12 protein-coding genes are annotated in these 12388 nt (G+C 57.1%); 3 read left to right on the top strand and 9 right to left on the bottom strand.

Annotation, left to right across the window (positions count from 1 at the left end):
• The first annotated feature begins 12 nt into the window (after positions 1-12).
• Complete coding sequence (locus BLM14_RS04595; RefSeq protein ID WP_100001032.1) at positions 13-792, top strand: MetQ/NlpA family ABC transporter substrate-binding protein; 780 nt, start codon at positions 13-15, stop codon at positions 790-792.
• Between the two features lie 219 nt (positions 793-1011).
• Here BLM14_RS04595 and ugpC read toward each other — a convergent pair whose 3' ends face one another.
• The 9 genes from ugpC to BLM14_RS04640 form a co-directional block, all read right to left on the bottom strand.
• Positions 1012-2082 (bottom strand): sn-glycerol-3-phosphate ABC transporter ATP-binding protein UgpC, encoded by a 1071-nt coding sequence (gene ugpC, locus BLM14_RS04600; protein ID WP_099998303.1) that lies wholly within the window; start codon positions 2080-2082, stop codon positions 1012-1014.
• Positions 2083-2089: 7 nt separating this feature from the next.
• Positions 2090-2938, bottom strand: coding sequence for a sn-glycerol-3-phosphate ABC transporter permease UgpE (gene ugpE, locus BLM14_RS04605; protein ID WP_099998304.1), 849 nt, complete (start codon positions 2936-2938; stop codon positions 2090-2092).
• Between the two features lie 9 nt (positions 2939-2947).
• Positions 2948-3838, bottom strand: coding sequence for a sn-glycerol-3-phosphate ABC transporter permease UgpA (gene ugpA, locus BLM14_RS04610; protein ID WP_099998305.1), 891 nt, complete (start codon positions 3836-3838; stop codon positions 2948-2950).
• 66 nt (positions 3839-3904) lie between these two features.
• A complete protein-coding gene (gene ugpB / locus BLM14_RS04615; protein ID WP_099998306.1) occupies positions 3905-5215 on the bottom strand; it encodes a sn-glycerol-3-phosphate ABC transporter substrate-binding protein UgpB in 1311 nt (436 codons plus the stop codon).
• Positions 5216-5377: 162 nt separating this feature from the next.
• Positions 5378-5977, bottom strand: a complete 600-nt coding sequence (gene pncA / locus BLM14_RS04620) for a bifunctional nicotinamidase/pyrazinamidase (RefSeq protein ID WP_099998307.1) — start codon at positions 5975-5977, stop codon at positions 5378-5380.
• Between the two features lie 53 nt (positions 5978-6030).
• Positions 6031-7191, bottom strand: coding sequence for an N-acetylglucosamine-6-phosphate deacetylase (nagA, locus tag BLM14_RS04625; RefSeq protein ID WP_099998308.1), 1161 nt, complete (start codon positions 7189-7191; stop codon positions 6031-6033).
• Positions 7188-8198 (bottom strand): SIS domain-containing protein, encoded by a 1011-nt coding sequence (locus BLM14_RS04630; protein ID WP_100001033.1) that lies wholly within the window; start codon positions 8196-8198, stop codon positions 7188-7190. The genes nagA and BLM14_RS04630 overlap by 4 nt, the downstream gene beginning before the upstream one ends.
• A 17-nt stretch (positions 8199-8215) precedes the next feature.
• On the bottom strand, positions 8216-9004 hold the full coding sequence (locus BLM14_RS04635) for a GntR family transcriptional regulator (RefSeq protein ID WP_099998309.1): 789 nt from the start codon (positions 9002-9004) through the stop codon (positions 8216-8218).
• The gene (locus BLM14_RS04640) at positions 8997-9884 is read right to left on the bottom strand and encodes a glucosamine kinase nucleotide-binding domain-containing protein (protein WP_100001034.1); all 888 of its coding nucleotides are present in this window, start codon (positions 9882-9884) and stop codon (positions 8997-8999) included. The genes BLM14_RS04635 and BLM14_RS04640 overlap by 8 nt, the downstream gene beginning before the upstream one ends.
• A gap of 198 nt (positions 9885-10082) precedes the next feature.
• On the opposite strand from BLM14_RS04640, the gene BLM14_RS04645 reads away from it, so the two are divergent.
• Both BLM14_RS04645 and BLM14_RS04650 read left to right on the top strand, forming a co-directional pair.
• Complete coding sequence (locus BLM14_RS04645) at positions 10083-10994, top strand: N-acetylmuramic acid 6-phosphate etherase (RefSeq protein ID WP_099998310.1); 912 nt, start codon at positions 10083-10085, stop codon at positions 10992-10994.
• A 35-nt stretch (positions 10995-11029) separates the two neighbouring features.
• Positions 11030-12289 (top strand): ABC transporter substrate-binding protein, encoded by a 1260-nt coding sequence (locus BLM14_RS04650; protein WP_099998311.1) that lies wholly within the window; start codon positions 11030-11032, stop codon positions 12287-12289.
• The last annotated feature ends 99 nt before the right edge of the window (positions 12290-12388 follow it).

Genomic DNA, 12388 nt, shown 5'->3' on the forward strand with positions numbered 1-12388 from the left:
GAGTTTGAAATGCTGAAGAAAATCCTTGTCACCGCCACATTGGCGGCAATCCTGAGCGCGACCGGCGCCCTGGCCGAAACAATCAAGATCGGTGTCACGCCAGGTGAGCACGCGCAGATCCTGGAAAAGGTCAAGGAAGTTGCCAAGCCCAAGGGACTCGATATCGAGATCTTCGAATTCTCGGACTATGTCGTGCCGAACCAGGCGCTGAATGATGGCGAGCTCGATGCCAATTCCTTTCAGCACAAGCCCTACCTGGACAACCAGATTGCCGACCGCAAGTTCGACCTGGTCGATGTCGCCTACACCGTCAATTTTCCGATGGGCGTCTATTCGAAAAAAGTGAAGAGTTTCGATGAGTTGGCGGATGGAGCTACCATCGCGATTCCGAACGATCCGACCAATGGCGGCCGCGCGTTGCTCATCCTCGCAGACAAAGGTGCAATCAAATTGAAGGATGGCGTTGGCCTCAAGGTCACGACTGCCGACATCACCGAAAACAAGAAGAACTTCAAGTTCGTCGAACTCGATGCCGCGCAGCTGCCACGTTCGATCGACGACGTGGATGCTGCGGCGATCAACACCAATTATGCCCTCGAGGCCGGCCTTGATCCGATGAATGGTACAATCCTCAAGGAAGGCGAGAAGGCTCCGTACATCAACCTGATTGCTGTTCGCACGGCCGACAAGGACAAGCCGTGGGTCAAGACGCTGATCGAATCCTACCATTCGGATCCGGTGAAGCAGTTCATCCTCGACAAGTACAAGGGTGCCGCTGTTCCTAGCTGGTAAGGCCGAATATCTCCCCCCTTGTGGGGGAGAACGCGATTTCAGCATCTTAGCTCTTGCTAAGTGCTAGAAATCGCAAGGAGGGGATTTCAAATCCCCGACTGATCCCCTCTCTTGGATTTTCTAAGGATTTAGCAAGACCTAAATCCAAGAAAATCCTTTCTCTCCCACAAAGGGGAGAGATAAGCCTTCATCAAATTTGCGCTAATAAGCTGCGCGCCCCTAAACCCGTTTTCCGTCTGCACCAAACAGATGCAGCTTTTCCTTCGGGATGATCACCCGCAAATGGTCGCCGGTCTGTGAAATCGAACGTCCGGCCACCCGAACGACGACCCGCTCACCGCCGACAATGCCGTAGACATAGCTTTCCGCGCCGACCGGCTCGACGCCCAGCACCTGGATGTCCAGGAGCAAACCGCCAATATGCGTTTCGCTTCCGGCGGCGATTTCCAGATCTTCTGGACGAAAGCCGATCACCGCACCGGCAGCCGGCACGGCCAGGCCTTCCGCACCAATGCGTGTCCCGTCCTTCAGGATGAGCCCGGTGCTGTCTGCCGTGACATGGACGAGGTTCATTGGCGGGGCACCGATGAAGCTGGCAACGAAGGTGCTCGCCGGCCTCTCGTAGATATCGAGCGGCGCGCCGATCTGTTCGACCGAGCCGGCATTCATCACGACAAGTGTATCTGCCAGTGTCATCGCCTCGAGCTGATCATGGGTCACGTAGACGCTGGTCACGCCCAGCTGGCGCTGCAGGTTCTTGATCTCGACGCGCATTTGCCCGCGCAGCTTGGCATCGAGATTGGACAACGGTTCATCGAAGAGAAACACTTTCGGGCTTCGGACAATGGCACGGCCCATCGCGACGCGCTGGCGCTGCCCGCCAGAAAGTTCCTTAGGGCGGCGCTCCAGAAGGTGAGTCAATTCAAGTATTTGCGCGGCGTCTTTCACGCGCTTGTCGATCTGGTCTTTTGGCATGCCGCGATTGCGCAGGCCGTAGGCCATGTTGTCGTAGACTTTCATATGCGGGTAGAGCGCATAATTCTGGAACACCATGGCGATGTCGCGCTCGGCCGGTCCAAGATTATTGACCACCGCATTGTCGATCTTGACCGTTCCATCGGTAATGGATTCGAGACCCGCGATCATTCTGAGCAAAGTCGATTTCCCGCAGCCGGAAGGACCAACGAGCACGCAAAGCGCGCCATCCTCAATGGCAATGTTGACGCCTTTGACCGCTTCGACTGAGCTTCCATAGACCTTGCGGACATTGGTGAGTTCTACGCTTGCCATTTCGGTATCATTTCTCCGTTTCGACCAGTCCGCGCACGAACCAGCGTTGCATCAGAACGACAACGAGGATCGGGGGAAGAATGGCGAGAATGCAGGTGACCATCACCAGATGCCATTCCGTATCGGCATCGGCGAAGGAAATCATTTTGCGCAGACCAATGACGATCGTCGTCATGTCGTTGCGGTTGGTCATCAGCAGCGGCCAGAGATACTGGGTCCAGCCATAGATGAAGAGGATCACGAACAGCGCTGCAATATTGGTCTTGGATAGCGGAAGGAGGATGTCCTTGAAGAAGCGCCACGGTCCTGCGCCATCGACGCGTGCGGCTTCGACGAGCTCGCCGGGGATTGTCATGAAGAACTGCCGGAACAGCAGCGTTGCCGTGGCCGATGCCATCAGCGGCAGCGTTAGCCCCGTATAGGTATCGATCAGGCCGAGATCGACCATCACTTTGTAGGTTGGCAGGATGCGTACTTCGACCGGCAGCATCAGCGTGATGAAGATCAGCCAGAAGAAAACCATACGGCCAGGAAAGCGGAAGAAGACGATCGCATAGGCCGACAGGATCGAGATGACGATCTTGCCGACGGCAATGGCGAGCGCCATGACCACCGTGTTAAAGAGAAGGCGGTCGACGCCGACACCGCCAATACGGCCGACACCGCCGAAGAGTGCTGCTGAATAGTTCTCCCAGAAATGGCTGCCGGGCAGCAGCGACAGCGGGGGATGCATTATTTCCTGCAGCGACTGCGTCGAGGCGACGAAGGTGTAATAGATCGGGAAAGCCACGACCAGAATGCCGATGATCAGTATGATATGGGCAACGAGGCGGCCGATGGGATTGTTCTGGATCATGTTCCGCCCTCAGCCGTAATGGACTTTGCGCTCGACATAGCGGAACTGGATCGCCGTCAAGCCGATGACGATGACCATCAGGATCACCGATTGCGCTGCCGAGTCGCCAAGGATCAGATTGACGAAACCATCATTGTAAACCTTGTAGACCAGCGTTTCCGTCGCCTTGCCGGGGCCGCCGCCAGTGACCGCGTGAATGATGCCGAACGTGTCGAAGAAGGCATAGACCGTGTTCACGACCAGCAGGAAGAACGTTGTCGGCGCCAGCAGCGGAAAGACGATGGTCCAGAAACGTTTTGTCTCACCTGCGCCATCGATGGCGGCGGCTTCGATCAGCGATTTGGGAATCGACTGCAGACCCGCGACGAAGAAGAGGAAATTGTAGCTGATCTGTTTCCAGGCTGCGGCTGAAACGACGAGCACCATGGCCTGATCGCCGTTGAGCAGGGGGTCCCAATTATATCCTGCCGTTCGGACGAGATAGGCCAGCGTACCCATCGACGGATTGAACAGGAAGAGCCAGAGCATGCCGGCGATAGCCGGTGCAACCGCATAGGGCCAGATCAGCAGCGTGCGGTAGATGCCTTTGCCGCGGACAACCTTGTCGGCCATGACTGCGAGGAGCAAAGCGAGCACCATTGCTATAAGTGCTGTCGCTATGGAGAAAATCACCGTGACCTGCAGCGAGTTCAGGTAGTTCGGATCGCCCAGGACGCGCCTGAAATTGTTGAGGCCGACAAATTGCGTCGACAGCCCGAAGGGGTCCTCGCGCAGCACCGATTGATAGATAGCCTGCGATGCGGGCCAGTAAAAGAAAATCGCAGTAATGGCGAGCTGCGGTGCCAGCAGCAGATAGGGCAAAAACTTGTTTGGAAAAGTGACGCGTGTTGACGATGCCATGCATGCCTCGTGTGAAAAATTACCCTGTCCGTAGCGTGTACGGACAGGGCGATCATGAGGGGATAATTACTGGCCGATGGCCTGCTTTATCGCAGCGTTGCCGCGCTTGACGGCATTGTCGAGAGCCTGCTGGGCCGTCTGCTTACCTGCCAGCATGTTCTCGAACTCCTCGTTCTCGATGTCGCGAACCTGCGGGAGGTTTACGAGGCGAACGCCCTTGGAGTTTTCGGTTGGAGCCTTGCCCATCATCTGCTTGATCGGAATTTCCCGGGCAGGGTTCTTGTCATAGAAGCCGGATTTCTTGGTTTCCTCATAGGCAGCCAGCGTTACCGGCAGATAACCCGAAACCTGGTGCAGGCGTGCCTGGATGTCGGTCTTGGACAGGAAGCCGAAGAAGGCAGCGACGCCTTTGTATTGCTCATCGCTCTTGCCGGCAAAGACCCAGAGGCTGGCGCCGCCCGGTATCGTGTTCTGTGGCGCACCCTTGGCTTCCGGATCATAGGGCAACGGACCAGTTCCGTAATTCATCCCCGATTTGACCACATCACCAAGCCCGCCCGATGAATCATTGTAGATGCCGCATTCACCCGAAAGGAACAACGGCTTGGCTTCCGAAGTGCGTCCGCCATATCGGAACGTGCCATCCTTGGCGAGATCCGCCAGTTCCTGGAAGTGCTTGACGAAGAGCGGTGCGTTGATCTTCAGCTCAACGTCGACACCGGCAATACCATTTTCATTTGAACCGAAGGGAACGTCGTTCCAGGCGGCAAAATTTTCCGTGTGAATCCAGGTCAGCCAAGCGGAAGTGTAGCCGCATTTGGCGGCGCCGCTGGTCTTGATCTTCTTTGCAGCGTCCCAGACTTCCGGCCATGTCTTTGGCGGGTTGTTTTCGTCAAGGCCGGCCTTCTTGAAGATGTCCTTGTTGTAGTAAAGGATCGGCGACGAGCTGTTATACGGGAAGGACAGCATCGTGCCGTCTGGCTTCGAATAATACGAAACGATGCCGGGCAAATAGAGGCTCTTGTCGAACTTTGCGCCACCCATCGACAGGATGTCGGCAACCGGCTTGACCGCGCCCTCAGCGCCCATCATGACGCCCGTACCGGCATCGAAAACCTGGAGGATATCAGGGGCCTGCTTGGCACGGAATGCGGCAATGCCGGCATTCAGTGCTTCCGGATAGGTACCCTTGAATACCGGAACCACCTTGTATTCGCTCTGACTCGCATTGAATTCCTTTGCCAGCGTCTCAACGACTTCGTTGTTGGCGCCGGTCATTGCATGCCACCAACTGATTTCGGTGACGGCAAAGGATGAGGTGGATGAAGCGAGAATAATGCCAAGAGCAAGGCTTAAGCGTGTACCGCGATAAGTCATTTCAATCTCCCATGATAAGGCGTCATCTGAAGTGCGCTTGAGGGCAGTATCTCCATTATGTGACAGAGAAACAACAGCTTTATGACTTTGGACCAATACCTCGGTTCAAGCCTGTGGAAAAAATGCTCAGCTGTTCAATTTTGCGCCATGTAATTCGGATTGTTAGACCAATGTGACGCCAGCCTTGCGCATTTTTGTTATCATCGCGGCCAGCGAACCACCGAGGTTGATACCCCGGCATGCGTCGAGAAGCACATCGGCGGCAAATCCGTTTTCTATCGCGTCCAGCGCGGAATAGGCTACGCAATAGTCCGTCGCGAGACCGGCGAAGGTCACGTTGGTGATTTCACGCTCACGGAGATAACCGGCGAGGCCGGTAGGGGTCGTGTGGTCGTTTTCGAAGAAGGCCGAATAGCTGTCGACGTGCGGCCTGAAGCCCTTGCGGATCACCAGTTCAGCCTTGGTCCATTGCAGATCGTGATGGAAGTCAGCGCCTGCGGTTCCCCGGATACAGTGGTCCGGCCATAGCGTCTGCTCGCCATAGGGCATCATGATCGTTTCAAAGGGGGCATTGCCGGGATGCGACGACGCAAAGCTGGAATGCCCGGCGGAATGCCAATCCTGGGTAAGGATGACATGGTCGAAGCGCATGATGAGCTTGTTGATGATCGGAACGATCTCGTCGCCGCCATCCACGCCAAGCGCTCCACCCGGGCAGAAATCATTCTGCACGTCAATGACGATCAGGGCGTCCTTGGCCATTCTCATTCTCCGGCTGGTTGACGTTGATGAGTATGGCCAATCGGTTCGCGGCGTCAACGCGCGTAGTGCGAGTCTCCGTCGATCCAGACGTGATTGACATCGAGCTTGTCATCGAGATGGACGATGTTGGCGACGTAATCCGCCGTCAGCCGGCCATAGTGATGATCGATGCGGATGCTCTGTGCCGGATAGAGCGAGGCCATGCGCAATGCTTCGTCGAGCGGGAGCCCCAGTTCGCGGTGGACGAAGCGCACGGCGGAGATCATGTCGAGATCGGCGCCGGCAAGCGTGCCATCTTCCAGCGTCAAACGGCCACCGGCACGTGTGATCTTGCGGCCATTCAGCGTGAAAGAGGTAATGTCCGTGCCTATGGTCGACATGGCGTCCGTCACGAGGAAAATCTTTGCCGGCCCCCGCTTGGCACGCAGCGCAATAGCCATCGAGGCCTTGTCGACATGAAAGCCGTCGGCAATCAGGCCCGCGGACAGTTCGCCCGATTGCAAAACCGCTCCGACCATGCCGGGAGTGCGATGCCCAAGCTGGCTCATCGCGTTGAACAGATGTGTCGCCATGGTGGCACCCGCATCTTTGGCTGCCATCGCAACTTCGTAGGAGGCACCGCTGTGGCCGAGGCTGACGATCACTCCGGCGTCGGCCAACGCCCTGATCTTGTCTATGGGGACTGTCTCCGGCGCTATTGTCGTGAGAAGAACCGGCAGTTCCTGCACCGCCTCGATAAGGGCAACGAGATCCGCATCGTCCATCGGGCGGATCAGTTTTGGATCATGCGTGCCCTTGTGCGTTACCGACAGATGCGGACCCTCGATGTGGAGGCCGATGAAGCCTGCAACCTTTTCCTGGGCCGCAGCCTTGCCGGCAGTCAGCGCCGCCGCCGTTATCTCCGGCGTATCGGTAATCAGGGTTGGCAGCAGGGCGGTCGTGCCAAAGGCAAAATGTGCGTCGCATATGGTGCGGATAGCCTCGACACTCGGGCCATCGTTCAGAAGCACGCCGCCGCCGCCATTGACCTGGACATCGATGAATCCGGGCACGAGCATGCCGCCCTTCAACTCAACCTTGCGAATATTACCGGGCAGGGCCGATGCCGCCGCGATATTCTTAACGACGCCGCCATCGATAATCAGGGCTGAATCTGCATGCCAGTTTTCGCCGTCGAATATTTCGGCACCGGTGAGTGCGTAAGCGGTACTCATATCGTCTCAGTCACTTTTCTCAAATGCGGCGGTTCATCCGGGTTCAATCCGCGGCTGCGGGCAAAGCCTTCCACAAACGCATAGAATGAAACGAGCAATGCAAGCGGATCCGTCAAGGGATGCGACGTTGCGACGAAGGGCAGCGCCGTTGCTTTCGACGGCTTTGCCGATGTGAGGAATACCGCTGCGCCTTGCTCGGCAAGACGATCTGCGGCATCGACGAGCGAATCTTCCGCGGCATCGCGCGAGGCCAGAATCAGGACAGGGAAGCCTTTGCCGACAATGGCCTTCGGTCCGTGCATGACTTCCGCGGCGCTGTAGGACTCCGCATGAACGCCACTGGTTTCTTTGAATTTCAGGGCAACCTCGTTGGAAATGGCGAGCGACGGTCCGCGTCCAAGGATAAAGAGCGAGTTTTCGTCCTTCAACGCGCTGACAAAGGGCGACCAGTCGCAATCGATGGCCTTGGCCAGGGCTGCAGGAAGCGCGTCGATTGCGGCAAGCAGTTTCTTGTCTTCGGTCCAATGGCCGATGAGCGCGAGACCGGCAACGGCCGAACTGACAAAGGACTTGGTCGCGGCGACACTGCGCTCGGGCCCGGCCAGGATATCGATCGGAAAGTCACTGGCATTGGCAAGATCGGAATTGATCACATTGGTGATGGCTATGGTCAGCGCGCCGCTCTCGCTGGCTGCCTTCGTCATGCTGACAATGTCGGGGCTCTTGCCCGATTGCGAGATGGAGAGCGTTGCGGCACTGCCAAGTTTGAGCGTCACGCCATAGATCGACGCCACGGATGGGCCGAGCGAGGCGACGGGTATGCCGGCGGTGAGTTCGCTTGAATATTTCAGGAACGCGCAGACATGATCGGATGATCCTCGGGCGATCGACGCCAGGAAGGGTGGGTTCTTCTCGCGCAACTTCTCGCCGGCTGCGGCAAGCGTGTCACGCGAGGCATCCAGAAACCGCGCGGTGACAGCGGGAATGGACAGGATTTCTTCCCGCATCAATGTGGTCTTGGTCGTCAAAGCACTGCTCCTGATATTTCCGAAGAATCGCCAAGCTTCAGTTCGGCGACAAATTCATAGGCATCGGCCCGGTAGATCGATCGTGTGAATTCGATCACCTTTCCTGATTCCAGATAGGATATGCGCTCGATGTTCAGGCTGGCAGAGCCGGCCGGAACCTGGAGCAGTTTAGCATCATTCTCTTTGAGGATGGCTGCTGAAATGCGCTGGATGGCCCTGACGGGGCGATTGCCGCTTTCTGCCAGAACGGCATAGAGCGAAAGCGTGACCAATTCCGGATTGGGCAAAACGTGAATTGACAGAGCCGCCCGTTCGATTGCCATCGGCGTATCATTGGCGACGCGCAGGCGGCTGATCCGCGCCACCTTCTCGCCTGACGACAGGCCAAGTGTCACCATTTCTTCCGGCGAAGGCGCATAGATGCCGCGGTCGAGCCAGGTCGAGCGGACGATCATGCCCCGCCGTGCCATGTCTTCGGTGAATGATGTGAGATGCGAAAGCGATTGCTCGACACGCTCGGAACGTGGTGCAACGAATGTGCCGGACCCGTGCCGCTGTACCAGCAGGCCGCTATTGACCAAGCCCTGGACCGCCTTGCGCACGGTAACACGGGAGATGTCCGCCATGGCTGCAAGCTCGCGTTCGGGCGGCAGGGCGTCACCGGGGTGAAGCAGCCCGTCACGTACTGCATTCTCTATAAGCCGCTGCAGCTTCACATAGAGCGGACCGCCGACGGCTGAGCCATCGTTGAGCGAGGGCAGGATATCGATCAGACCATCAGCCATGGATGGCCTCCACGGATGTTGACGCAAAATGACGAACCGCCAACTGGACAGCTCCGGTTAGCGCATCATTGAGAGGCGTCTGCAATTTGGCCCGATAGCGTTGTGACAGAAGCGGGCCATAGAGCGCACCAAGGCCTCCCAATAAGGAAAGACGCATTGGAGTTCCCGCCATGATCGCATCGAGTCCTTCTTCAATCTGGCCGACCGTTTTCCGCAGGATGGCATCCGCCACAGCGTCTTCTTGTGCCGCATATTCAAAGACCATCGGAGCAAACGAACCGAAATCGCTTGGACGTGCCGAATGAGCGAACTGGACTATGCGATGGGGATTACCGCCGAACCTTTCCATGACCGCATCGGTCAGGGGAGAGGCAGGGTGGAACCTGTCATAGGCCAGCAGTGCCTCTTCGAGCAGATCCCGGCCCAGCCGCGCACCGCCGCCAAGATCGCTGACCTTGAAGCCCCATCCCCCCGCGAAGCGTATCTCGTTTCCGGACCGGGTAACAAAGGCTGAACCGGTGCCAAGGATGACCACGGTTCCATCATGGTCGCCGAGCGCGCCCTGAAGCGCGATCACGCCGTCGGAATAAACAAGGGAATTTTTGAACGGCAGCATGGCTTGCAGTTGTGCGCCATTGCCGCCGACATTTGCACCCGCAAGGCCAAGGACTGCCGATATGGAGGCGATCGCCGAAGGATCAATCTTTGCGTCAGCGAGGGCTGCCTCTGCGGCATCAAGAATGTTGAGACGTGCTGTATTCATGTCGGTCATGATATTGGCCGAACCGCTCTTGCCGGTGCCCAGAACCTGGCCGTTCATATCGGCCAGTGCTGCCCTGCAGCCCGTTCCACCACCATCAATGCCCAGGAGATAAGTCACGTTCAATCATCCTCCAAAAACAGAATACCAATAAAATACCAATAGCCAAGCGTTAATTTATGCTTTTTCAGATTTTCCTCAGTATCATTGATTTTATTGAATAAAAATACCTAATTCAAAATCATTGCGGAAATTTTTTAAGATTTGCTGGACAAGTGGTATTTTTTTGGCATTAATTATCGCAACGAGGAGAGAGCAGTGGGAACAACCCGTACCGAGCAGCGCAACGACAAGGCATCCGGACTGGACGAGCGATCGCCAGAAGATGTTCTTCGTTTGCTGCACGATGCGCAGATCGAGGCGGCGGCTTCGGTGGCGCGCGCCACGAGTTCCATTGCCAAGGCTGCTCTTCTGGCCGCCGATACGCTTCGCGCCGGCGGGCGTCTCGCCTATGCCGCCGCGGGTAGCTCTGGTCTGATGGCGCTGGCCGATGCGCTCGAATTGCCAGGGACCTATGGTATCGACCCGGATCGCATTGTCATCCTGCTGGCAGGCGGGGTCTCCAGTCTCAGCCGTCTCGCGGGCACATACGAAGATGACACAACCCAGGCGGCAAGTGACATTACTGCAGCCGGTCTTGGGCAGGGCGATTGCCTGATTGCGATCTCCGCCAGTGGTACGACACCCTATGCGCTTGCCGCAATCGACGAAGCGAAGAAGCGTGGGCTCAAAATCATCTCGATCGCCAACAATCCCGATGTTCCGCTGTTTCAGAGGGCGGACGTCGCTATCACGCTGGAAACGCCGCCGGAAATGGTTGCGGGATCGACCCGCATGGGGGCGGGCACCGCCCAGAAGATCGCGCTCAACCTCCTGTCGACATTGATGGCCGTGCATCTCGGGCACGTGCATGACGGTTATATGGTCAATCTCACTGCCGACAACATCAAGTTGCGCGAGCGGGCGGCGAGGATCGTATCGGCGATTAGCGCCTGCGATATTACCGACGCAGCAAAGCTGCTCGAAGCGAGCGGCGGGTCGGTCAAGTCGGCAATTCTGCTCGCGGCTGGCGCGGCCAATGTAGAAAAAGCATCAGAAATTCTCGAAAGCAATCAACAGAGGCTTCGCCCGGCGCTTTCGGAACTGAAGGGGAGCCTCGGCTCTCGTTAACGGCACTGCTCATAAGGGTGCAACAGGAGACTAAAATGGGAAGCACGACACTAAAAACACTGCTTATGGCGACCAGCATCCTGGCTACGGCCGGCTTTGCTCACGCCGCAGACACCACGCTGACGATTGAAAGCTGGCGTACTGACGATCTCGCGATCTGGCAGGAAAAGCTGATTCCGGCTTTCGAAGCCAAGAATCCTGGCATCAAGGTCAAGTTCGCGCCGACACCGCCAACCGAATATGACGCGGCTCTGGGCGCGCGCTTCGATGCGGGCAGCGCCGGTGATATCATTACTTGCCGTCCCTTCGACAAGTCGCTGGAGCAGTTCAAGCGCGGCAATCTGACGAGCCTGAATGATGTTCCGGGCATGAAGAACTTCTCGGACGTAGCCAAGGCTGCCTGGACAACTGACGATGGCAAGGACACGTTCTGCGTGCCGATGGCCTCCGTTATCCACGGCTTCATCTACAACAAGGATGCCTTCGACAAGCTCGGCATCGCCATTCCGACCACGGAAGCCGAATTCTTTGCTGCTCTCGACAAGATCAAGGCAGACGGCACCTACATTCCGATGGCCATGGGTACGAAGGATCTTTGGGAAGCCGCAACGATGGGCTACCAGAACATCGGACCGACGTACTGGAAGGGTGAAGAGGGCCGTGCCAAGCTCATCAAGGGCGAAGCCAAACTGACCGATCCGGAATGGGTCGAGCCTTACAAGGTTCTTCTCAAGTGGAAGGATTACCTCGGTGACGGTTTCGAAGCCCAGACCTATCCGGACAGCCAGAACCTGTTCACGCTTGGCCGTGCTGCAATCTACCCTGCCGGTTCCTGGGAAATCGGTCTGTTCAATACGCAGGCCCAGTTCAAGATGGGCGCATTCCCGCCGCCGGTCAAAAATGCCGGTGACGCTTGCTACATCTCCGATCACAACGATATCGGTGCTGGCCTCAATGCCAAGAGCGCCCATCCGGAAGAAGCCAAGAAGTTCCTGGAGTGGGTTGCTTCGCCAGAATTCGCCGACATCTATGCCAACGCACTTCCAGGCTTCTTCAGCCTGAACTCGACACCGGTGAAGATGGCCGATCCGCTGGCACAGGAATTCGTCTCATGGCGTGAAAAGTGCAAGCCGACGATCCGTTCGACCTATCAGATCCTGGCACGCGGCACGCCGAACCTCGAGAATGAAACCTGGGTTGAATCGGCCAACGTGATCAACGGCACCGATACGCCGGAGGCTGCTGCCAAGAAGCTGCAGGATGGTCTCGACAGCTGGTACAAGCCTGCCAAGTAAAGCAATCGATAGCCGGAGCGTCCATTACGGGACGTTCCGGCTATTTTCTTATCTGAAGCAAGACGCTCGTCGTTAAGCTATCATCTTCCAAAGGCAGTC

The organism is Phyllobacterium zundukense (assembly GCF_002764115.1).
GTDB classification, from domain to species: domain Bacteria; phylum Pseudomonadota; class Alphaproteobacteria; order Rhizobiales; family Rhizobiaceae; genus Phyllobacterium; species Phyllobacterium zundukense.

Coding starts and splice junctions, on each gene's coding strand:
- ugpC (WP_099998303.1), bottom strand. CDS start 2,082: ATGGCAAGCGTAGAACTCACCAATGTCCGCAAGGTCTATGGAAGCTCA.
- ugpE (WP_099998304.1), bottom strand. CDS start 2,938: ATGATCCAGAACAATCCCATCGGCCGCCTCGTTGCCCATATCATACTG.
- ugpA (WP_099998305.1), bottom strand. CDS start 3,838: ATGGCATCGTCAACACGCGTCACTTTTCCAAACAAGTTTTTGCCCTAT.
- ugpB (WP_099998306.1), bottom strand. CDS start 5,215: ATGACTTATCGCGGTACACGCTTAAGCCTTGCTCTTGGCATTATTCTC.
- pncA (WP_099998307.1), bottom strand. CDS start 5,977: ATGGCCAAGGACGCCCTGATCGTCATTGACGTGCAGAATGATTTCTGC.
- nagA (WP_099998308.1), bottom strand. CDS start 7,191: ATGAGTACCGCTTACGCACTCACCGGTGCCGAAATATTCGACGGCGAA.
- BLM14_RS04630 (WP_100001033.1), bottom strand. CDS start 8,198: ATGCGGGAAGAAATCCTGTCCATTCCCGCTGTCACCGCGCGGTTTCTG.
- BLM14_RS04635 (WP_099998309.1), bottom strand. CDS start 9,004: ATGGCTGATGGTCTGATCGATATCCTGCCCTCGCTCAACGATGGCTCA.
- BLM14_RS04650 (WP_099998311.1), top strand. CDS start 11,030: ATGGGAAGCACGACACTAAAAACACTGCTTATGGCGACCAGCATCCTG.